This is a genomic window from Paraburkholderia sp. RAU6.4a, assembly GCF_050435625.1.
In the GTDB taxonomy this organism is placed as follows: Bacteria; Pseudomonadota; Gammaproteobacteria; order Burkholderiales; family Burkholderiaceae; genus Paraburkholderia; species Paraburkholderia tuberum.
In genome coordinates, this window is the sequence record NZ_JBNDKQ010000002.1 from 1327260 (window position 1) to 1347190 (window position 19931).

A 19931-nucleotide genomic window follows, 5' to 3' on the forward strand; every position below is an offset into this window, starting at 1 on the left:
GCGCCACCCTCAGACGTAGCTGACCGCGATGATTTCGTATTCGCGCACGCCGCCCGGCGCTTGCACCGACGCGACGTCGCCTTCCGACTTGCCGATCAGCGCACGCGCGATCGGCGAGCTAATCGAGATCAGGCCGTGGTCGATGTCCGCTTCGTCGTCGCCGACGATCTGGTATTTGACCGACGCGCCCGACTCGAGGTCTTCGAGCTCGAGCGTCGCGCCGAACACCACGCGGCCGTCCGCTTCCACTTGCGACGGATCGATCACCTGCGCGCCCGCGAGCTTCGACTCGATTTCGGCGATACGGCCTTCGATGAAGCCCTGCTTTTCCTTCGCAGCGTCGTATTCCGCGTTTTCCGACAGATCGCCTTGGGCGCGCGCTTCCGCGATCGAGTTGATCACGGCCGGACGTTCAACCGATTTCAGGCGCTGCAATTCATCGCGCAGCATGTCTGCGCCGCGCTTCGTCAATGGAATAGTGCTCATAAACAACTCTGGAGGCAAAAAACGGCCATAAAAAAAATCACCGCGGTTAAGTGCATTCCGCGAAAGCCGCCGCCCGTGGACAAACCCGGGCCGCAACACCTGCGGAACGCCGCTTAACCGCGGCACTTACATCTTGGACAGCTAGTCGAAGCCTTAGTTTAGGCGAGCATGGAGTCCTTGTAAATCATAGACTTCCAGGTTCTTCAGATAACGAAGACCCTCCACCGCCGCGCGTGCGCCCGACATCGTCGTGTAGTAGGTGACCTTGTTCGCCTGCGCGCTCATGCGGATCGAACGCGAATCGGCGATCGCCGCGCGCGTTTCGTCGACGGTCGTGAAGACGAGCGCGATCTCGCCGTTCTTGATCATGTCGACGATGTGCGGACGGCCGTCCTTCACCTTGTTGACGACCTTGACTGGCACGCCGGCCGCTTCGATCGCGGCAGCCGTGCCCTTGGTCGCGACGATCGGGTAGCCGAGCTCGTGCAGCATGCGCGCGACTTCGACTGCCTTCGGTTTGTCGGCGTCCATCACGGTCAGCAGCACCGTGCCCGATTCGGGCAGACGCGAACCCGCCGCGAGCTGTGACTTGAACAGAGCCTCGCCGAACGTCTGGCCGACGCCCATCACTTCGCCGGTCGAACGCATTTCAGGTCCGAGCACCGGGTCGACCGCCGGGAACTTGACGAACGGGAACACCGCTTCCTTCACGCTGAAGTACGGCGGCTCGACTTCCTTCGTCACGCCTTGCGCGGCGAGCTTCTGGCCGACCATCGCGCGCGCTGCGATCTTCGCGAGCGGCAGGCTGGTCGCCTTCGACACGTACGGCACCGTGCGCGACGCGCGCGGGTTCACTTCGAGCACGTAGATGATGTCGTCCTTCGAGCCGTCAGCCTGCGGTACCTGCTGGATCGCGAACTGCACGTTCATCAGGCCGACCACGTTCAGCGCCTTCGCCATCGCAGCGGTCTGGCGCTTCAGTTCGGCGATGGTCGCCCTCGATAGCGAATACGGCGGCAGCGAGCAGGCCGAGTCGCCCGAGTGCACGCCCGCCTGTTCGATGTGCTCCATCACGCCGCCGATGAACACGGCATCGCCATCGGAAATGCAATCCACGTCGCATTCGATCGCGTCGTTCAGGAAGCGGTCGAGCAGCACCGGCGAGTCGTTCGACACCTTCACCGCCTCGCGCATATAGCGCTCGAGATCTCGCGGCTCGTGGACGATTTCCATCGCGCGGCCGCCCAGCACGTACGACGGACGCACGACGAGCGGATAGCCGATTTCGTCGGCGAGCTTCAGTGCTTCGTCTTCGGCGCGCGCGGTGCGGTTCGGCGGCTGGCGCAGACCGAGGTCCTGCAGCAGCTTCTGGAAGCGCTCGCGGTCTTCGGCCGCGTCGATCATGTCCGGCGACGTACCGATGATCGGCACACCGTTCGCCTCGAGGTCGAGCGCGAGCTTCAGCGGCGTCTGGCCGCCGTACTGCACGATCACGCCGACGGGTTTTTCCTTGTCGACGATTTCGAGCACGTCTTCGAGCGTCAGCGATTCGAAGTACAGACGGTCGGAGGTGTCGTAGTCGGTCGACACGGTTTCGGGGTTGCAGTTGACCATGATCGTTTCATAGCCGTCCTCGCGCATCGCGAGCGCGGCATGCACGCAGCAGTAGTCGAACTCGATACCCTGGCCGATCCGGTTCGGGCCGCCGCCCAGCACCATGATCTTCCTGTTGCTGGTCGGATTCGCTTCGCACTCTTCCTCGTACGTCGAGTACATGTACGCGGTCCTGGTTGCGAACTCGGCCGCGCAGGTGTCGACGCGCTTATACACCGGACGCACGTTCAACTCGATACGACGCGCGCGCACGTCCGCCGGCTTCGCGCCGAGCAGCTTGGCCAGACGACGATCCGAGAAGCCGCTCTGTTTCAGATACTTCAGCTCCTCCTTCGTCAGGCTCGCCAGCGCGCGGCCTGCCAGCGCCTTTTCCTTCAGCACGATCTGTTCGATCTGCGCGAGGAACCACGGGTCGATCGCGGTTTCCTCGAAGATCTCTTGCGCGCTCATGCCCACACGGAACGCGTCGCCAACATACCAGATGCGATCCGGACCAGCTTCGCCGATCTCGCGGATGATCTCATCGCGATTGGCGGTCTTTTCATCGAGACCGTCGACGCCGACTTCGAGGCCGCGCAGCGCCTTCTGGAACGACTCCTGGAACGTGCGGCCGATCGCCATCACTTCGCCGACCGACTTCATCTGCGTGGTCAGGCGCGAATCGGCTTCACGGAATTTCTCGAACGCGAAACGGGGGATCTTCGTGACGACGTAGTCGATCGTCGGTTCGAACGACGCCGGGGTCAGGCCGCCGGTGATTTCGTTCCTGAGTTCATCCAGCGTGTACCCGACCGCGAGCTTCGCCGCCACCTTCGCGATCGGGAAGCCGGTTGCCTTCGACGCCAGCGCCGACGAACGCGACACGCGCGGGTTCATTTCGATCACGATCATCCGGCCGTCTTCCGGATTGATCGAGAACTGCACGTTCGAGCCGCCCGTGTCGACGCCGATCTCGCGCAGCACCGCGAGCGACGCGTTACGCAGAATCTGGTATTCCTTGTCGGTCAGGGTCTGCGCCGGCGCGACCGTGATCGAGTCGCCGGTATGGATGCCCATCGGGTCGAGGTTTTCGATCGAGCAGACGATGATGCAGTTATCCGCCTTGTCGCGGACCACTTCCATCTCGTACTCTTTCCAGCCGAGCAGCGACTCTTCGATCAGCAGTTCGCGCGTCGGCGACAGGTCGAGCCCACGCTTGCAGATCTCTTCGAACTCGTCGCGGTTGTACGCGATGCCGCCGCCCGAGCCGCCCAGCGTGAACGACGGACGGATCACGACCGGATAGCCGCCGCTGCCAGTTTCCGCGGCGATCTTCGCCTGCACCTGCAGCGCTTCTTCCATCGAATGCGCGGTGCCCGACTTGGCCGAACCGAGGCCGATCTTGGTCATCGCGTCCTTGAACTTCTGGCGGTCTTCCGCCTTGTCGATCGCTTCCGGCGATGCGCCGATCAGCTCGACCTCGTACTTCGCCAGCACGCCGTGCGCGTGCAGGTCGAGCGCGCAGTTCAGCGCGGTCTGGCCGCCCATCGTCGGCAGGATCGCGTCCGGGCGCTCCTTCGCGATGATGCGCTCGACCACTTCCCACGTGATCGGCTCGATATAGGTCACGTCGGCCGTGTTCGGGTCGGTCATGATCGTCGCCGGATTGCTGTTGACGAGAATGACCTTGTAGCCTTCCTCACGCAGCGCCTTGCATGCCTGCGCGCCCGAATAATCGAACTCGCACGCCTGACCGATGATGATCGGACCCGCGCCGATGATGAGGATGCTCTTGATGTCTGTCCGCTTGGGCATAACGCTCTCGCTAATGTATTCCTGAATTCTTTCCGTCGGCGCGCGCCGTTTTCACGTTGCGCGCGCTGTTTCGCGGCATGCCCGCCGCGTAGCGCCGCGGGCTGCGGCGGCCGCCGCGAGCCGTTTCCGGCTGGCCCCTGCGGCCGGCCTGTACTACTTCAAGCCGCTGCGCTCTTGCCGTTCTTGTGCGCGTCCATCAACGCGGTGAAGCGGTCGAACAGGTACGCGATGTCGTTCGGACCGGGCGATGCTTCCGGGTGGCCCTGGAAGCAGAACGCCGGCTTGTCGGTCAGCGCGAAGCCCTGCAGCGTGCCGTCGAACAGCGACACGTGGGTCACGCGCGCGTTGGCGGGCAGCGTGTCGGCATCGACCGCGAAACCATGGTTCTGCGACGTGATCACCACGCGGCCGTCTTCGAGATCCTTGACCGGATGGTTCGCGCCGTGATGGCCGGTCTTCATCTTCATCGTCTTCGCGCCGACCGCGAGGCCCATGATCTGGTGGCCCAGGCAAATGCCGAAGGTCGGAATGCCGCGCTCGATGAACTCCCTGGTCGCCGCGATCGCGTAGTCGCACGGCTCAGGGTCGCCCGGGCCGTTCGACAGGAACACGCCGTCGGGGTTGAGCTCGAGCGCGTCAGCGGCGCTCGCTTGCGCCGGCAGCACGGTGACATGGCAGCCGCGCTCGGCCAGCATGCGCAGGATGTTCTGCTTGACGCCGTAGTCGAATGCGACCACGCGGTACGTCGGCGCTTTCTGCTCGCCGTAGCCCGTGCCCAGACGCCATTCGGTTTTGGTCCACTCGTAGGTTTCCTGGGTCGACACGACCTTCGCGAGGTCCATGCCGGCGAGACCCGGGAACGAGCGCGCGAGTTCGATGGCCTTCGCTTCGTCGTCGGAACCAGCGAGGATCGCGCCGTTTTGCGCGCCCTTGTCGCGCAGGAGGCGGGTCAGCTTGCGAGTGTCGATGCCGGCGATGGCGACCACGCCTTCGTCCTGCAGATATTGCGGGAGCGTGCCCTCCATGCGGAAGTTCGACGCGAGAACCGGCAGATCACGGATGATCAGGCCGGCGGCATGGACTTTCGTCGCTTCGACGTCTTCGGCGTTCACGCCGACGTTGCCGATATGCGGGTACGTGAGGGTCACGATCTGGCGCGCGTAGCTCGGGTCAGTCAGGATTTCCTGATAGCCGGTGATGGCAGTGTTGAACACGACTTCACCGATGGTATGCCCGGGGGCGCCGATCGAATAACCACGAAAGACCGTGCCGTCGGCGAGCGCGAGTAGAGCGGGAGAAAATGACGGCAACACGGGAGACTCCTTGGGGGAACACCCTGTTGCCACCTGTCTATCCAATTGCAAGCCGCAGCGAAACACATCGTGGATGCGCGCGCAGACTCGCTCGCGAGCTGCCGGTGACGCTGCAAGGGGCGCGATGGGTCCATTGTGTGGACGACTCGGCTGGGTGTGGAGCCCTTCTTGCTACGCCAATGGCGCGCGGCGGATGAACGGTATGGGGGAGGTAGGCGCTAGGGTGCGGGTGGATAAGCTCAAACCTTCAAATTATAGCCTGAATCCACTGTTCCCTCCAAATGGGAGATAGGACGAGGCGTTGAGGCGACGTGCCTGGGCGGACCTTCAAAGCCTTGCCGGGCCGCGTCGCCAGGTACTTGCCACGCCTGTCCATGCGGTTCTGTCGAGACACCACTATTGTGACGGGGACCGAACCGCCGTGGCGGCTCCTCCGGGTCCGACGCAAGGCCTGGCGCGGCCGTTCAGGCCTCCTGTTCCGCGCACATCTCGCCCGAACGGGCAAGCTGCCGACCCGGCAACACGTACCAGATCGCACTCAGCACTTGCAGCGCGACGAGGATTTTCCACGCGCTCAGATGCGCGAGCGCCGGGTAATGCCCGCCGCTCGCCGGCCAGTGCGACAGCACCGCGCCAACGCCGATCTGGAAACCGAAGATCAGCAGAAAAATAATTAGCGTCAGCGTCGTGTTGACGCGGCCGATCATCTGCGGCGGGAAATGCCGCGCCATCACCGCGTAGCTGAGAATCCCGGTGCCGCCGAAGATGCCGTAGGCGGCCCACAACAGGCTCGCCGGCAACGGCGCGTTAAACATGATGAGCATCTGCGTCAGCACATATAGCGCCATGCCGATGCCGCAGAACGCGTACAGCGAGAGGCCGCGCCGCTCGAGAGTACGCGCCGCCGCGCCGAAACCGACGCAGCCGGCCATCATCGCGAAGCCGAGAATCGACACGAGCGCCGCCGCCTGGTGCGGCTCGAAGCCTTGTACATCGCGCAGCCATGCTCCGACCCACAACGACTGCATCGCGTAGAAGACGCCTTGCGTAACGACCGAGAACGACGCGATTTTCCAGAATGCCGCGCTGCGCAGGATGTGCCACGTACCCTTGAACTGCGCGACGATGCTCGCCTGGCGATGCGTTTCGCGCGCGTCCGGAGCGAGCGTCCATTGCGCGAGCGCAACCGCTACCGTCAGCACACCGAGTCCGACGCAAACCGGGCGCCAGCTGGAAAAACCGAGCACCCACGTGAGCGGCGAACCGACCATCACGCCGCCGAAACCGCCGATCGCCATTACAAGCCCGTTCATCAATGGCAAACGCGCCACCGGAAAATGCTGCGCGAGCGCCTTGAACGCGGCGCCGAGACACACCGACACGCCAACGCCGATCAGCAGCCGCCCGACCATCATCATGCCGAGACTGTGCGCGGCGCCGAATACCCAGATGCCGAGCGCGGCAAAAAGCAGCGTGACGGACGTCACGCGACGCGCGCCGAAGTGATCGAGCAGCACGCCAGCGGGGATCTGCGCGCCCGCGAAACCGAGGAAATACAGACTCGTCAGCACACCCAGATCGGCGGCTGACAGACCGAGATCGCGCGTGATGAACGGCGCGAAACCAAGATTGACGCCGCGAAACACGTAAGAGACGAAGTAGCCGGCGGAAAAAAGCAGAAAGACGCGCAGTTGGGTCGACGACATAAATCAGGAAGTAAACCTGGAAATGACCTTAAGAACCTCTCCCGAGGTTCGGACGGATCAGGACGGACCGGCACCCCGCGGCCAACGCGGCCGAAGCACGAACAATAAAGTAAATACCGCAAACGCGCAGGAATCGTCCGCGCAATGAAAAACGCCGTCACCCTGAGGTGACGGCGTTGGATGAACACGGTACGTGATCGGAGCGCAATCCATGCGCTGCCCCCGCAACGCATGTGGTCACTACCGTGAGAGCCGCTATTGGTCTATTTACCCTTCTTCTTCGCGTTGGCCACGGTCTTCGGGCGGCTCTCAGCCGCGGCCTTCGACGCCTTGCCGGGCTCCGAGGCCGAGACCTTCTCGACCTTGCCCTTGCTGGCAACGGGCGCCGCCGGCTTGGTACCCTTGCCGCCCGGCTCGGAGACCTTGACGATGGCGGAGTGGCCGCGCCCTTTCTTCTTATCGTAGCGCGATTCACCGTGTGTGTCTGCGACGTGGACGCCAATCTTCTGCACACTGCCGCCTTGCACATCGGCGGCGATCTTTTCCGGACCCGGCTCGCTGGGTACCGGCTTGCCGACCGGCACGTGCAGCACGATCACCTGGCCGCGCGAAACCTGATCGCGATGCGTCCTGTTCCACGCCTTCAGCTGACCGACCGACACGCCGTAGCGCACCGCGATGGCCGCCATCGACTGATTGCGACGCACGCGGATCAGCATCTTGCGCGTGTCGGGTACGTCGGGTTCCATCGCGAGCACCGCGCTTTCGGCGACGTCGGCGCTGATGTCCTCGTCGTCGTCCGAGCCGCGCGGCACGACGATCGTCGAGCCCGGCTTCAGGCGCATACCGACCGGAATCTTGTTCACTTCCATCAGCGTGTCGGGGTCGACGCCGATCTTCTGTGCGATCGCCGCGGGCGTCGCGCGTGCGTCGACCGTGTAGGTGGTCCAGGACGACAGCGAGCCCGAGTACGTTTTCAGATTGCGCTCGAACGCGGACGCGTTGTCGAAAGGCAACAGAATCTGCGGCTGCGTCGCGCCGAGAATCACCGGCTTCCTGAACGACGGGTTCAGCGAACGGAACTCGTCCGTCGACATATTGGCGAGCCGCGCGGCGACGTCGACGTCGATGTCGTGCGAGGTCGTGACCGTCACGAAGTACGGGTGGTTCGGAATAGACGGCAGGGTGAGCCCGTACATCTGCGGGTTCATCACGAGGTTCTTGACCGCTTGCAGCTTCGGCACGTAGTTGCGCGTTTCGTTCGGCAGACGCAGGCTCATGTAGTCGGTCGGCAGACCCGCCGCCTCGTTGCGCGCGATCGCGCGCTGCACGTTGCCCTCGCCCCAGTTATACGCAGCGAGCGCGAGCTGCCAGTCGCCGAACATGTCGTGCAGGTTCGACAGGTAGTCGAGCGCGGCACTGGTCGACGCAAGCACGTCGCGGCGCTCGTCCTGCCACATGTTCTGCTTAAGGTTGTAGGTCCGGCCCGTGCCCGGCATGAACTGCCACATACCCGCAGCCTTGGCGACCGACAAAGCCTGCGGGCTATATGCAGACTCGATGAACGGCAAGAGCGCGAGCTCGGTCGGCATATGGCGCGACTCAAGTTCCTCGACGATGTGATACAGGTATTTCTGCGAGCGCTCGGTCATGCGCTGCACGTAATCGGGACGCTGCAGATACCAGTTCAGCTGCATGTCGACGAGGTCGCTCTGCAGGTCCGGCATCTGGAAGCCACGCCGAATGCGGCCCCACAGATCGGCGTCCTGGCTCGTCAACTGATTGACGGAGCTCTGGTCGACGTTGATGGTTTCTTTAGCGGTGGCGTTCTTGCGAAGGGCGTCGGCTACGGCCTGCTGGCTGGCGGGGTTAGTGGCGGTATTCGTCGTCGGTCCCTGACTCGCGCACGCGGCGAGTGTCAGGACCAATAACGCACTTAAGATAAATCGCATGAACGTCTCGGTTTCCACAAGGGCTGGAATTTGCAGCCGATAGTACGAAACGTCAACGTTTCCGTCAATTGGAAAATCAAGAAAAAAATCAACCAAATCTGGGGCTTGGCGAATTTTTCCGATTCATCGCGTGAAGAACCGCCGAATGCGCTCCGGATCAACGGAAGCGGTTCTTCCATTCGCGCATCAATGTGAAGGCCTTCAGCCGGTCAGACACCGTTTCGTGCAATCGTGCTTCGAGGTTCGACTGGATCGCCGGCTCGCCTGCGCGCAGGAACGGATTGACCGCGAGCTCGTGCGCAATCGTGGTCGGCAGCGTCGGCTGGTGGCGGGCGCGCAATTCGTTCGCCTTGTCGCGCCACGCCTGCAGTTCGGCATTGTGCGGCTCGCAAGCGAGCGCGAAGCGAATGTTCGACAGCGTGTATTCGTGTGCGCAGTGCACTTCGGTTGCGCCGGGCAGCGCGGCGAGCGCATCGAGCGAATTCAGCATCTGCTGCGGCGTGCCTTCGAAAAGGCGCCCGCAACCGCACGCGAACAGTGTGTCGCCGCAAAACACGTGCGGCGTGCCGCGCGTATCGGCCGCCTGGAAATAGGCGATGTGTCCGCTCGTGTGTCCGGGCACGTCGAGCACGCTGAATTCAAGTGCGGGTGCAGCGATCGTCACGTGATCGCCACTCTTGAGACGATGTGTCAGGTGCGCGATCGCTTCGCCGGCGGGGCCGTAGACCGGCACGTCCTGGCCGTTCAGCAGATCGGCCACCCCGCCGACGTGGTCTTGATGATGGTGCGTGAGTAAAATAGCGCTCAGCCGCCAGCCTCGTTGGGCCAGACAGGCGCGCACAGGGGCGGCTTCGCCCGGATCGACGACGACCGCGTGGTGTCCGTCGGCAATGACCCAGATGTAATTGTCTTCAAACGCCGGGACCGGTACGTACTCGAGCGCATTCATAGGCGACGCATTTTTAATATGACTGACCGAGCGATTATAGACTGGCCCGCCTGGACCGATTCGCCGCCAGGCCGCTACGTGCTCGACTGGGAGCAAACCCAGCTCGATCGCGTGGTGTCGGACGTGTTCGGCTATCATGCGCTGCAACTCGGCCTGCCGCAGCTCGACGCGCTGCGCGAGAACCGCATGCCGTGCCGCGGCCTCGTGCTCGACGCGGCGAGCGGCGCGAGCGCGCCGTACACGTATCCGCGCTGGGCACGTCGTGGCAGCGTGAGCGGCATCAGCAGCGCGGGCAACGCTGGCGACGACAACCCCGCGAACGCCGCGCGAGGCGCCCCTGGTCTGCACGCGCCGGCCGGGCGCAGCGCGGTCTGGTGCGACCTGCTCGATCTGCCGTTCGAGGCGCAAAGCGTCGACCTGCTCGTGATGCCGCATACGCTCGAATTCACCAGCGACCCGCACCGGCTGCTGCGCGAAGCCGAACGCGTGCTGGTGCCTGAAGGCCAACTGATCATCCTCGGCTTCAACTCGTTGTCGCTGTGGGGAGTGCGGCAGTCGATCGGCAAGATGACAGGCCGCCCGTTCGTGCCCTCCGCCGTCGATCTGATCGCGTTCACGCGCCTGAAGGACTGGATCAAGCTGCTCGGCTTCGACCTTGAACGCGGGCGCTTCGGCTGCTATCGTCCGCCGCTCGCGAGCGATCAATGGCTCGCGCGTTACGGCTTCATGGAAGCCGCCGGCGACCGCTGGTGGCCGATTTTCGGCGCCACTTACATGATCAAGGCGATCAAGCGCGTGCGCGGCATGCATCTCGTCGGGCCGCTCAAAGTGAAAAAGCCCGTGCTCGCGGCAGGCCTCGCGCCCGCCGCCACCCCGAACACACGAAACCACACCGAATGACTCCAGATCACATCGACATCTATACCGACGGCGCCTGCAAGGGCAATCCCGGCCCTGGCGGCTGGGGCGCGTTGCTGCGCTTCGGCAGCCAGGAAAAAGAACTGTTCGGCGGCGAGGCCAACACGACCAACAATCGCATGGAGCTGATGGGCGTGATTTCCGCGCTCGAGGCGTTGAAGCGCCCGTGCAAGGCGATCGTGCACACCGACTCGCAGTACGTACAGAAAGGCATCAGCGAGTGGATTCACGGCTGGAAGAAGAAAGGCTGGGTCACCGCGGCGAAACAGCCGGTCAAGAACGCCGATCTGTGGAAGCGGCTCGATGCGCTCGTCGCGCAACACGAGATTGAATGGCGCTGGGTGCGCGGCCACAATGGCCACCCGGAAAACGAGCGCGCCGATCAGTTGGCCAATCGCGGCGTGGCATCGCTCGCCGAGATGTAAAGAGCGTGCGCGCATCGGCAACACCGCGCGCCGCCCTCCCCGCTTTTTTTCCGCAATTTTTTTTCGAAGCAGGCTAATCCGACATGCGTCAACTGATCCTCGATACCGAAACTACCGGCCTGAACGCCCGCGGCGGCGACCGGATTCTCGAACTCGGTTGCGTCGAGCTCGTGAACCGCCGGCTGACCGGCAACAACCTGCACTTCTATATCAACCCCGGGCGCGACAGCGATCCGGGCGCGCTCGCGGTGCACGGCCTTACCACGGAATTTTTGAGCGATAAGCCGAAGTTCGCGGAGATCATCGACCAGTTCCGCGATTTCATCCAGGACGCGGACCTGATCATCCACAACGCGCCATTCGACATCGGCTTTCTCGACGCCGAGTTCGCGCTGCTCGGTCTGCCGCCAGTGAGCATGCACTGCGGCGAGATCATCGACACGCTCGCGCAAGCCAAGCAGATGTTCCCCGGCAAGCGCAATTCGCTCGATGCGCTGTGCGACCGCTTCGGCATCAGCAATGCGCACCGTACGCTGCACGGCGCGCTGCTCGACTCGGAACTGCTCGCCGAGGTCTATCTGGCGATGACGCGCGGTCAGGAAAGCCTCGTCATCGACATGCTCGGCGAAGCGCAGGCCGGCGGCGATACGCACGCGCCGCGTGTCGCACTCGACTCGCTCGAACTGGTCGTGATCGCTGCGAGCGACGACGAAAGCACCGCGCACGAAGCCGTACTCGACGATCTCGACAAAGCGCTCAAAGGCGCAAGCGTATGGCGTCTTGAACCCGCGCCGGCAACTGATGAGCAAACTGCTTAAAAAAGACTAGACGAACCCTAAATTCCCTGACATAATTTCGATCTCTTCGGGTGGTTAGCTCAGCGGTAGAGCACTGCCTTCACACGGCAGGGGTCACTGGTTCGATCCCAGTACTACCCACCAGATTCTTGGTGTGTCGATCACCGAAGACAAAAGGGCTTACGCAGCAATGCGTAAGCCCTTTTTCTATTTGCCGGCAAATACGTCGCGTGCGCCATACGAGATATCGTTGGCTATAGAACCACGTCGTTCCGTAGGTTGGCGAGCGCCCCGCACTATTGCTATATTCGGCAAACGGGCATTCGCCCGGTCCGGCTCCGTCCGGTTTCTCCATCTTGAACCATCTCAGGGAGGCGCCACATGTTTGCAGTGCATCGCGCGCTCCCCCGCATGGTTCCACGACCGCCGGCCCGTCCGCCGCGACCGATGCGACCTTGAAGCCGCAGCGTTGTCGCTGATGCGCCGCCGCCTCGGCAGGCGCACCGCGTTCATTCCAGACAGTCCGTTGTTCCGTTGCCGTTGTTTGCCGTCATATTTTTTCGCGCGTTCCCGCGCGGATTCCGGCATCCGCTGGCTGTCTACCCCTTTTTCGCTTCTGACTGGAATCTCGGCGCGCTCGTGCTTCGCCGGGCCCAAAGCAAATGGCTAACAGAAAACTCGACTTTCGCGGACAAGCCTTCAAGGATGTCCTCGGCTTCACCTTCCGTCACTGGGCGCAACAGCCGGGGCGCATCGTCGTGATCGCGGCGCTCGCGCTGTTCACGGCGGGCGCGGACATCCTGACGCCGGTCTTCGCCGGACGTCTCGTCGACGCGATCGCGGCCGGTCCGGCGTCGTCGGCGCCCGTCTGGCATCACGCGCTTGCGGCCTTCGGCGCGCTCGCCGCGCTCGGCCTCACCGCGACGCTGCTGCGCCAGGGCGTGTACTTCAACATCATCCGCTTCACGCTGAAGATGATGAGCGAGATCGCCGCGCGCGCGTTTCATCGCGTGCAGCGCTTTTCGACCGACTGGCACGCGAACAGCTTCGCCGGCTCGACCGTGCGCAAGATCACGCGCGGCATGTGGGCGCTCGACCTGCTGAATGACACGCTGCTGATCGCGCTGCTGCCATCGCTGGTGATGCTGATCGGCGCGACCCTGCTGCTCGGCTCGCGCTGGCCCATGATGGGCAACGTCGTCGGCATCGGCTCGCTGCTGTACATCGGCGTGACCGTGACGGTGTCGCTGGGCTTCGTCGCGCCGTCCGCGCGTCTCGCGAACGCGTGGGACACACGCATGGGCGGCGCGCTCGCCGATGCGGTCAGCTGCAACGGCGTCGTCAAGGCATTCGGCGCGGAAGCGCGCGAGGAAGCGCGCCTCGCGCACGTGATCGGCAAATGGCGGCAACGCACACGCCGCACGTGGGTGCGCGGCACGCTCAACGGCGGCCTCCAGGGCGGCATGCTGGCCGCGATCCAGGCGGCGATTCTCGGGGTGGCGCTACTGCTGTGGGCACGCGGCGAAGCGAGCGTCGGCGACATCACGTTCGCGCTGACGATGTTCTTCATGCTGCAAGGCTATCTGCGTGACATCGGCATGCACATCCGTAACCTGCAGCGCTCGGTCAACGACATGGAGGAACTGGTGTCGCTCGAGAGTCAGTCGCTCGGCGTCGAGGATCGTCCCGGCGCCGGCGCCATCGCGATCCGCGACGGCGAGATCCGCTTCGAGCAGGTGTCGTTTCACTATGGCGCGCACAGCCGGCCGCTCTACGACGACTTTTCCATCCGCATCGCGGCGGGCGAGCGCGTCGGGCTGGTCGGTCATTCCGGCTCGGGCAAGACAACCTTCATCAAGCTGATCCAGCGCCTTCACGACATTTCGGGCGGGCGGATCACGATCGACGGCCAGGACATCGCGCAGGTCCAGCAAGCGTCGCTGCGCAGCCAGATCGCGATCGTCCAGCAGGAGCCGGTATTGTTTCACCGCTCGCTTGCCGAGAACATCGCGTATGGACGGCCCGGCGCGAGCCGCGCCGACATCGAGCGGGCCGCGCGGCTCGCGAGCGCGCACGACTTCATCGCCGCGCTGCCGAACGGCTACGACACGCTGGTCGGCGAACGCGGCATCAAGCTATCGGGCGGCGAGCGTCAACGCGTCGCGATCGCGCGGGCTTTTCTCGCCGACGCGCCGATCCTGATTCTCGACGAAGCCACGTCGAGCCTCGACAGCGAAAGCGAAGTGCTGATCCAGCGCGCGATGGAGCGGCTGATGCAGGGGCGCACGACGCTGGTGGTCGCGCATCGGCTGTCGACGGTGCGCGCGCTCGACCGGCTCCTCGTGCTCGACAAGGGCAAGGTGATCGAGGAAGGCAGCCACGACGCGCTGATCAAACGCGACAACGGCTTGTACCGTCGCTTGTTCGAGCGTCAGGCGCTGGAGCTGATCAAGGGTCTCGGCGAGCCGGAACTCGTGCGCGAGTCGGCAAAGGTCAAAGCCGACCGGGTCGACGATTCTGGCTTGTTGGTCGGCTAGCGCGACGCAGGCATGCACCAGGCTTCGCGGCAAACGATGCCACGCCTGGCGCCACCAGCCCCTGGCAATAGAAGGCCCGCCGCGCTACACCGCGCCGGCGGGCAACCCGATGCCGCGCGCCATTCCGGTCGCGGCAAACACCATCAGAACCAGCAGCACGGTCTGGATCACGCTGAAATGCGCGTAAGATCGCGCCTTCTTCAGATTCGGCGCCGCGCCGCTGCGGATCGACGCGCGCCAGCGCATCAGGCCGAGCATCGTGGGCACTTCGAGGATCAGGATCAGCACCAGCAACGTCATCTTCACGTGAAAGAGCGGCTGGTGCAGGTAGTAGTCGGCGCCCTTCTCATAGCTACCGAACATGCGCATCAGGCCGGTCACGATCAGCACCAGCGCGGCGATGCCCCAGCGTGAATCGGCGCGGAACACCGAACGCAACGCGGCGGGCACCGACGCGCGACGCAGCGACCACGTGCGTCTGAGAATCGACGCGAGCGCAAAACCATAAGCGAGCAGATGAAGGGCGGCAAGCAACCAGCGAACCAGCATGGCGACTCCTGCGAAAGACGCAATATGATCGATGAGTGTCCCACTCGCCCGCCTGCAGGCCGGGCGCCTTGATTGCATTATCGACGAAGCGTCGCTTCGGGATGCGTGCATCGGCCACGCGATGTGACCGATAGCACAAAACATGCAGCGTCAGACCTGGCGCAGCGTCGTGTCGAGCGCGCGAGCGGCGACGCGATCGCCTTCGGTCGTCAGCGCGGCGCGGAAAACGGTCTGCCGGTTATGACCCGCGGCGGCCGGCGAATCCCACAGCAACTCGACCTTCGGACGTACGCCGAACGCGCTGCGCGCAAGCGACGGCGCCGCGACCGACCCTATCGGCGCCGCTGACGCGCAGGCCTTGCCCGGCGCGCCGAACGCGACCGCGGGCGCCGGCGTCGCGCGCGCATTGGAACCGCTCGCCCAGCGCACCGACAATTCGCGCGCATCGTATTGCCCCACCTTGCGCCGCTCGGCCCACACGACGACGGTGCGGGTCAGCGGATCGAGCGACACCGCATAGCGGCCGATCGCAAAGCGCCGCGCCGCCACATTGGTGCGCCACAACGGCAGCGGCCGGCAGATCCACAAGACGGTCGCATACAGCACCGGCGCCGCGACGAGCCAACCGTTGCTGGTCGCGACCGCCTGCATCGCGCGACGCCAGCCTGCGCTCGCGACGAACGCGCCGACCGACCACAGCGCAAACAGAAACCCGAGGAACGCGAACAGGCGCAGCGCCTGACGCAGCCATTGCGGCAACGGATGGAACGGACGCTCCGCGATGGCGCGCGCGCCCGGCAGGAAGATCAGCAGGAACAGAAAAACGAGGTTGATACATGCCCACGGTGAAGACGCCATCGCGGTCAACGCGGTGGTCAGCTTCATCTCGGACATCGAGAAAAACCAGCGGGCGGCGAGCACGAGACCGATGGCGCGCAACGTAAAAATCGTTCCGGCGCCGGGCGCGGCGTTCGCGCGCGTCTCTTTCGTTCTCGCCAAGGCATCCTCCTGTCGTCGGCGGCACCGCAGCCCAATTTGCGGCACGGCAATTATAGGGATATTACCGAGACTGGCTCGTTCGCGCCGCGCGGAAACCCGTATTTTCAGTGGTGCACCGACGAAAAACGCAGCGCGCATGCAACAACGCCCCGCCGGCGACGTGCCGGCGGGGCGTTCAGAGCAACGAAGGAAGCGTGCAACGAGTTGCTGCCGACAGCGTTTTATCTACCGCGAAACAACCGCGGCGAAATAATCGCCAATCAGCCCGCGTTGACTTCGCGCAGCACCGTGCGATGTTTGCGGCGCAGCAGTTCTTCATAGGTGGCGACGTAGTTCTGCGCCATCACCTTCGACGAGAAGCGCGCCTCGAACGCCTTGCGCACGCCAGCGCGGGGCAGCGTGTGCAGACGTTTGACGGCAGCGACCGCGCTGATTTCGTCCTCGACGACGAAACCCGACACGCCGTTTTCGATCACTTCCGGCACCGAACCGCGATTAAACGCGATCACCGGCGTGCCGCAAGCCATCGCCTCGATCATCACGAGACCGAAGGGCTCCGGCCAGTCGATCGGGAACACCAGTGCGTGCGCATTGCCGAGAAACTCGCGCTTTTCAGCTTCGCCGATTTCGCCGATGTACTCGACGTGCGACAACGACATCAGCGGCTTGATGACTTCTTCGTAGTAGGCACGGTCGGCCTTGTCGATCTTGGCGGCGACCTTGAGCTTCATGCCTGCCTGCCCGGCGATGCGAATCGCCCTGTCAAGCCCCTTCTCCGGCGAGACGCGGCCCAGGAATGCGAGGTAGCCGGGCTCGACGTTGGGAATCGGCTTGAGCACGTCTTCCGGCAAACCGTGATAGACGGTTTGCAGCCAGTGCGCCTGCGGCAGCGGAATGCGCTGGTTGTCCGAGATCGACACGACCGGCACGTCATTGAACGTGTTGAAGATCGGCTGCAGTTCAGGCAGATCGAGACGGCCGTGCAGCGTCGTGACGAACGGCACAGGCTGACGCGCGAACAGCGAGAACGGGTAGTAGTCGATGTGGAAATGCAGCACGTCGAATTCGTCCGCGCGGCGGCGCACTTCTTCGAGCAGCAGCATGTGCGGCGCCATCACGTCGCGGATCGTCGGGTCGAGGCGCAGGGCCTGCGGCCAGAAAGCTTCGAGCTTCGCCGAGGTTTGCGAATCACCGCTTGCAAACAGCGTGACGTCGTGGCCCTGCTCGACCAGCGCCTCGGTCAGATAGGACACCACGCGTTCCGTACCACCGTACAGCTTGGGAGGAACCGCCTCGTGCAGCGGAGCGATTTGAGCGATTCGCATATTGACGAACTCCTAGTAAAAAATCAGGCAAAAGTACTGCATTTGGAAAAAGCGACTCGCTTGCTCGCCAGGGCAGTCTGGCCGGAAATGCCGGCGCGGGCCTGATTCTTTTGAGAAATCCTGCGATGGATCGCTTGGTAACGAGCCCGGACAAGTGGATCAGCGACTGGGCATGTGCGAGTAAACGCGCCCGTTGCACCGACGTTGACAAACTGTCAGAAAAATTGCCGGGCTAACGAGCACGCATTATCGATGCCTGGATTGTTGCAGCACCACAGCATTTCAAAGTCTTTACGTTGTTACAAACGCGAAACACTTTGCAAACCCTTGTTTTCAAAGACAGTTCTACAGTATGCACGAGGTTTCGGGAGGCGCGGCGGTACCGTGTCTGTTAGCTCTCGCCCATCAGCGTTGCCGGTAGGAATTGCAAAATTGCCGCAGCGCGGTCGAATGCAATCTGTAATCATATCTCGAAATTTTCCGCAATCTGCCTGAATGGCCCGTCGGCTGGTGTGTCGGGACGACGCAGATCGCGGCGGTCCATCGCGAAATCAATCGCGTCAAAGCCCGGATACACAGGGCGCAATCGCCTTTGCATGTTTACAATGCGAAGCATCGGCTTCACGCAGAGCCATGCTTGTCCGTGTGGTCCGCGCATTGCATGCACAACCCGCAACACATCGATCTCAGCTCAATTGGAACACTTGACCATCGCCCAGCGTAACGCCCAGAACGCCAAGCTCGCGAGCTATGCGCACCGGCCACTTGCGTTTCTCTTCCGCTTTATCCGCCGCCATCCGCTCGCGCATGCGATCGTGTTGTGCAGCGTGTTTGCGGCCGTGGGCTGTGCACTCGCTTCGCAGTACGCGATCAAACATCTGATCGACGTGCTCGGCGGCGGCAGGCATCATCCGGGACCGCTGTGGGGCGCGTTCGCGATCCTCGTCGGCCTGATCGCTGCCGACAACCTGTTGTGGCGGATCGGCGGCTGGTTCGCCGCGCACACGTTCGTCGCCGTGACGGGCGATTTGCGGCGCGACCTGTTTCAGTACCTGAGCGGCCACTCGCCGACCTACTACGCCGAAAAGCAGCCCGGCATGCTGGCAAGCCGGATCACCGCGACCTCGAACGCCGTCTACACCGCCGAAAACACCACCGCGTGGAACGTGCTGCCGCCGTGCATCGCGGTGCTCGGCGCGATCGTGATGATCATCGCGGTGAACCCGCTGATGGCCGCCGGCCTGATGCTGTGCTCGGCGATCCTGTCGGTCGTGCTGTACAAGCTCGCGGGCCGCGGTTCCGCGCGTCACCATAATTTCGCGACCAAGGCGGCATCGGTCGACGGCGAGCTTGTCGACGTGATCAGCAATATGGGGCTCGTGCGCGCTTTCGGCATGACGTTCCGCGAACAGCACCGCTTTGCTTCGACGGTCAAGTCGGAAATGGACGCGCGCCAGCAAAGCCTGCTGTACCTGGAAAAGCTGCGTCTGCTGCACGCCGTGGTCACCGCGCTGCTGTCGGCCGGCCTGCTAGGCTGGGCGCTATGGCTGTGGGACCAGGGCCGCGCGACCTCGGGCGACATCGTGCTCGTCAGCTCGCTCGGCTTCACGATCCTGCACGGCACGCGCGATCTCGCCGTCGCGCTCGTCGACGTCACGCAGCACGTCGCGCGACTCGCAGAGGCCGTGCGCACGCTGCTCGAACCGCACGGCATGCCCGATCGCGACGACGCGACCGAACTCGTGCCGCAGGGCGGCCGCGTCACGTTCGACGGCGTCACGTTCGCCTATCCGCGCCGCCGGCCGATTCTCGATCACTTCGACCTCGATATCGAACCGGGTCAGCGCGTCGGGCTGATCGGCAAGTCGGGCGCCGGCAAATCGACCGTGCTCGCGCTGTTGCAGCGCTTCTACGAGACCCAGGGTGGCGCGATCAAGATCGACGGCCAGGACATCGCGTCGATTACCCAGGACAGCCTGCGCCACGCGATCGCGCTGGTGCCCCAGGACATCTCGCTGTTCCATCGCACGGTGTACGAGAACATCGCGTACGGCCGCCCGGACGCGAGCCGCGAGGAAGTGCTCGCCGCCGCGCGCGAGGCGCGTTGCGTGGACTTTATCGAAGCGATGCCGGAAGGCTACGACACGATCGTGGGCGACCGCGGCGTGAAGCTGTCGGGCGGTCAGCGCCAGCGCATCGCAATCGCGCGCGCGATTCTGAAAAACGCGCCGATCCTGCTGCTCGACGAAGCCACGTCCGCACTCGACAGCGCGTCCGAGGAAGCGATCCAGAAGGCGCTCGACCGCCTGATGGTCGGCCGCACCGTGATCGCGATCGCGCACCGTCTGTCGACGCTGAACAACTTCGACCGGATCATCGTGATGAGCGCCGGCAAGGTCATCGACGACGGCACGCCGGAAGAACTGCGCCAGCGTCCGGGCCTCTATCGCGACCTGCTCTCGAAGCAGTATGGCAAGGGCCAGACGCTGCATATCGGCGGCAAGAAGGTCGACGAACAGCACGTAGCCTGACGCACGCCTGGTCCACGCGCTGCGCATCGCTTGAAA

15 protein-coding genes and 1 tRNA gene are annotated in these 19931 nt (G+C 63.8%); 6 read left to right on the top strand and 10 right to left on the bottom strand.

Annotation, left to right across the window (positions count from 1 at the left end; all coding sequences use genetic code 11):
* Positions 1 to 9: 9 nt before the first annotated feature.
* The 6 genes from greA to gloB all read right to left on the bottom strand — a co-directional run bounded on the left by greA (position 10) and on the right by gloB (position 9814).
* Entirely contained in the window at positions 10 to 486 is a 477-nt protein-coding gene (gene greA / locus OKW40_RS10770; RefSeq protein WP_062127755.1) for a transcription elongation factor GreA, read from the bottom strand.
* A gap of 153 nt (positions 487 to 639) precedes the next feature.
* Positions 640 to 3894: a carbamoyl-phosphate synthase large subunit gene (carB, locus tag OKW40_RS10775; protein WP_429489668.1), complete on the bottom strand. Its 3255-nt coding sequence runs from the start codon at positions 3892 to 3894 to the stop codon at positions 640 to 642.
* Positions 3895 to 4052: 158 nt separating this feature from the next.
* Complete coding sequence (carA, locus tag OKW40_RS10780) at positions 4053 to 5207, bottom strand: glutamine-hydrolyzing carbamoyl-phosphate synthase small subunit (protein ID WP_090801117.1); 1155 nt, start codon at positions 5205 to 5207, stop codon at positions 4053 to 4055.
* A gap of 464 nt (positions 5208 to 5671) precedes the next feature.
* Entirely contained in the window at positions 5672 to 6913 is a 1242-nt protein-coding gene (locus tag OKW40_RS10785) for an MFS transporter (protein WP_429404955.1), read from the bottom strand.
* A 263-nt stretch (positions 6914 to 7176) separates the two neighbouring features.
* Entirely contained in the window at positions 7177 to 8865 is a 1689-nt protein-coding gene (locus tag OKW40_RS10790) for a transglycosylase SLT domain-containing protein (RefSeq protein WP_429489670.1), read from the bottom strand.
* A 157-nt stretch (positions 8866 to 9022) separates the two neighbouring features.
* Positions 9023 to 9814, bottom strand: a complete 792-nt coding sequence (gloB, locus tag OKW40_RS10795; RefSeq protein ID WP_090801121.1) for a hydroxyacylglutathione hydrolase — start codon at positions 9812 to 9814, stop codon at positions 9023 to 9025.
* Between the two features lie 18 nt (positions 9815 to 9832).
* Here gloB and OKW40_RS10800 point away from each other — a divergent pair, with 18 nt between their 5' ends.
* The 5 genes from OKW40_RS10800 (at position 9833) to OKW40_RS10820 (ending at position 14491) form a co-directional block, all read left to right on the top strand.
* The gene (locus OKW40_RS10800; RefSeq protein ID WP_429404949.1) at positions 9833 to 10714 is read left to right on the top strand and encodes a class I SAM-dependent methyltransferase; all 882 of its coding nucleotides are present in this window, start codon (positions 9833 to 9835) and stop codon (positions 10712 to 10714) included.
* Positions 10711 to 11157: a ribonuclease HI gene (gene rnhA / locus OKW40_RS10805; RefSeq protein ID WP_184028269.1), complete on the top strand. Its 447-nt coding sequence runs from the start codon at positions 10711 to 10713 to the stop codon at positions 11155 to 11157. Before OKW40_RS10800 ends, rnhA begins: the two co-directional genes overlap by 4 nt.
* Before the next feature lie 83 nt (positions 11158 to 11240).
* On the top strand, positions 11241 to 11975 hold the full coding sequence (gene dnaQ / locus OKW40_RS10810) for a DNA polymerase III subunit epsilon (protein ID WP_184061433.1): 735 nt from the start codon (positions 11241 to 11243) through the stop codon (positions 11973 to 11975).
* 48 nt (positions 11976 to 12023) lie between these two features.
* Positions 12024 to 12098, top strand: a tRNA-Val gene (locus OKW40_RS10815).
* 518 nt (positions 12099 to 12616) lie between these two features.
* Positions 12617 to 14491, top strand: a complete 1875-nt coding sequence (locus OKW40_RS10820; protein ID WP_429489673.1) for an ABC transporter ATP-binding protein — start codon at positions 12617 to 12619, stop codon at positions 14489 to 14491.
* Positions 14492 to 14575: 84 nt separating this feature from the next.
* On the opposite strand, the gene OKW40_RS10825 is transcribed toward OKW40_RS10820, so the two are convergent.
* From OKW40_RS10825 to OKW40_RS10840, 4 genes are all read right to left on the bottom strand, one after another.
* Positions 14576 to 15040, bottom strand: a complete 465-nt coding sequence (locus OKW40_RS10825; RefSeq protein ID WP_184006244.1) for a DUF2214 family protein — start codon at positions 15038 to 15040, stop codon at positions 14576 to 14578.
* 150 nt (positions 15041 to 15190) lie between these two features.
* Complete coding sequence (locus OKW40_RS10830) at positions 15191 to 16039, bottom strand: hypothetical protein (protein WP_429489675.1); 849 nt, start codon at positions 16037 to 16039, stop codon at positions 15191 to 15193.
* Positions 16040 to 16299: 260 nt separating this feature from the next.
* Positions 16300 to 17364, bottom strand: coding sequence for a glycosyltransferase family 4 protein (locus tag OKW40_RS10835; protein ID WP_090801132.1), 1065 nt, complete (start codon positions 17362 to 17364; stop codon positions 16300 to 16302).
* 463 nt (positions 17365 to 17827) lie between these two features.
* Positions 17828 to 17989, bottom strand: coding sequence for a hypothetical protein (locus OKW40_RS10840; protein WP_429489677.1), 162 nt, complete (start codon positions 17987 to 17989; stop codon positions 17828 to 17830).
* Between the two features lie 70 nt (positions 17990 to 18059).
* Between OKW40_RS10840 and OKW40_RS10845 the strand changes: the two genes are divergently transcribed.
* The gene (locus tag OKW40_RS10845) at positions 18060 to 19895 is read left to right on the top strand and encodes an ABC transporter ATP-binding protein (protein WP_184061429.1); all 1836 of its coding nucleotides are present in this window, start codon (positions 18060 to 18062) and stop codon (positions 19893 to 19895) included.
* The last annotated feature ends 36 nt before the right edge of the window (positions 19896 to 19931 follow it).

What these genes read in the sequence shown, in the direction of transcription:
- greA (WP_062127755.1), bottom strand. Translation starts at nt 486, where the DNA reads ATGAGCACTATTCCATTGACGAAGCGCGGCGCAGACATGCTGCGCGAT.
- carB (WP_429489668.1), bottom strand. Translation starts at nt 3,894, where the DNA reads ATGCCCAAGCGGACAGACATCAAGAGCATCCTCATCATCGGCGCGGGT.
- OKW40_RS10785 (WP_429404955.1), bottom strand. Translation starts at nt 6,913, where the DNA reads ATGTCGTCGACCCAACTGCGCGTCTTTCTGCTTTTTTCCGCCGGCTAC.
- OKW40_RS10790 (WP_429489670.1), bottom strand. Translation starts at nt 8,865, where the DNA reads ATGCGATTTATCTTAAGTGCGTTATTGGTCCTGACACTCGCCGCGTGC.
- gloB (WP_090801121.1), bottom strand. Translation starts at nt 9,814, where the DNA reads ATGAATGCGCTCGAGTACGTACCGGTCCCGGCGTTTGAAGACAATTAC.
- OKW40_RS10800 (WP_429404949.1), top strand. Translation starts at nt 9,833, where the DNA reads ATGACTGACCGAGCGATTATAGACTGGCCCGCCTGGACCGATTCGCCG.
- rnhA (WP_184028269.1), top strand. Translation starts at nt 10,711, where the DNA reads ATGACTCCAGATCACATCGACATCTATACCGACGGCGCCTGCAAGGGC.
- dnaQ (WP_184061433.1), top strand. Translation starts at nt 11,241, where the DNA reads ATGCGTCAACTGATCCTCGATACCGAAACTACCGGCCTGAACGCCCGC.
- OKW40_RS10820 (WP_429489673.1), top strand. Translation starts at nt 12,617, where the DNA reads ATGGCTAACAGAAAACTCGACTTTCGCGGACAAGCCTTCAAGGATGTC.
- OKW40_RS10825 (WP_184006244.1), bottom strand. Translation starts at nt 15,040, where the DNA reads ATGCTGGTTCGCTGGTTGCTTGCCGCCCTTCATCTGCTCGCTTATGGT.
- OKW40_RS10835 (WP_090801132.1), bottom strand. Translation starts at nt 17,364, where the DNA reads ATGCGAATCGCTCAAATCGCTCCGCTGCACGAGGCGGTTCCTCCCAAG.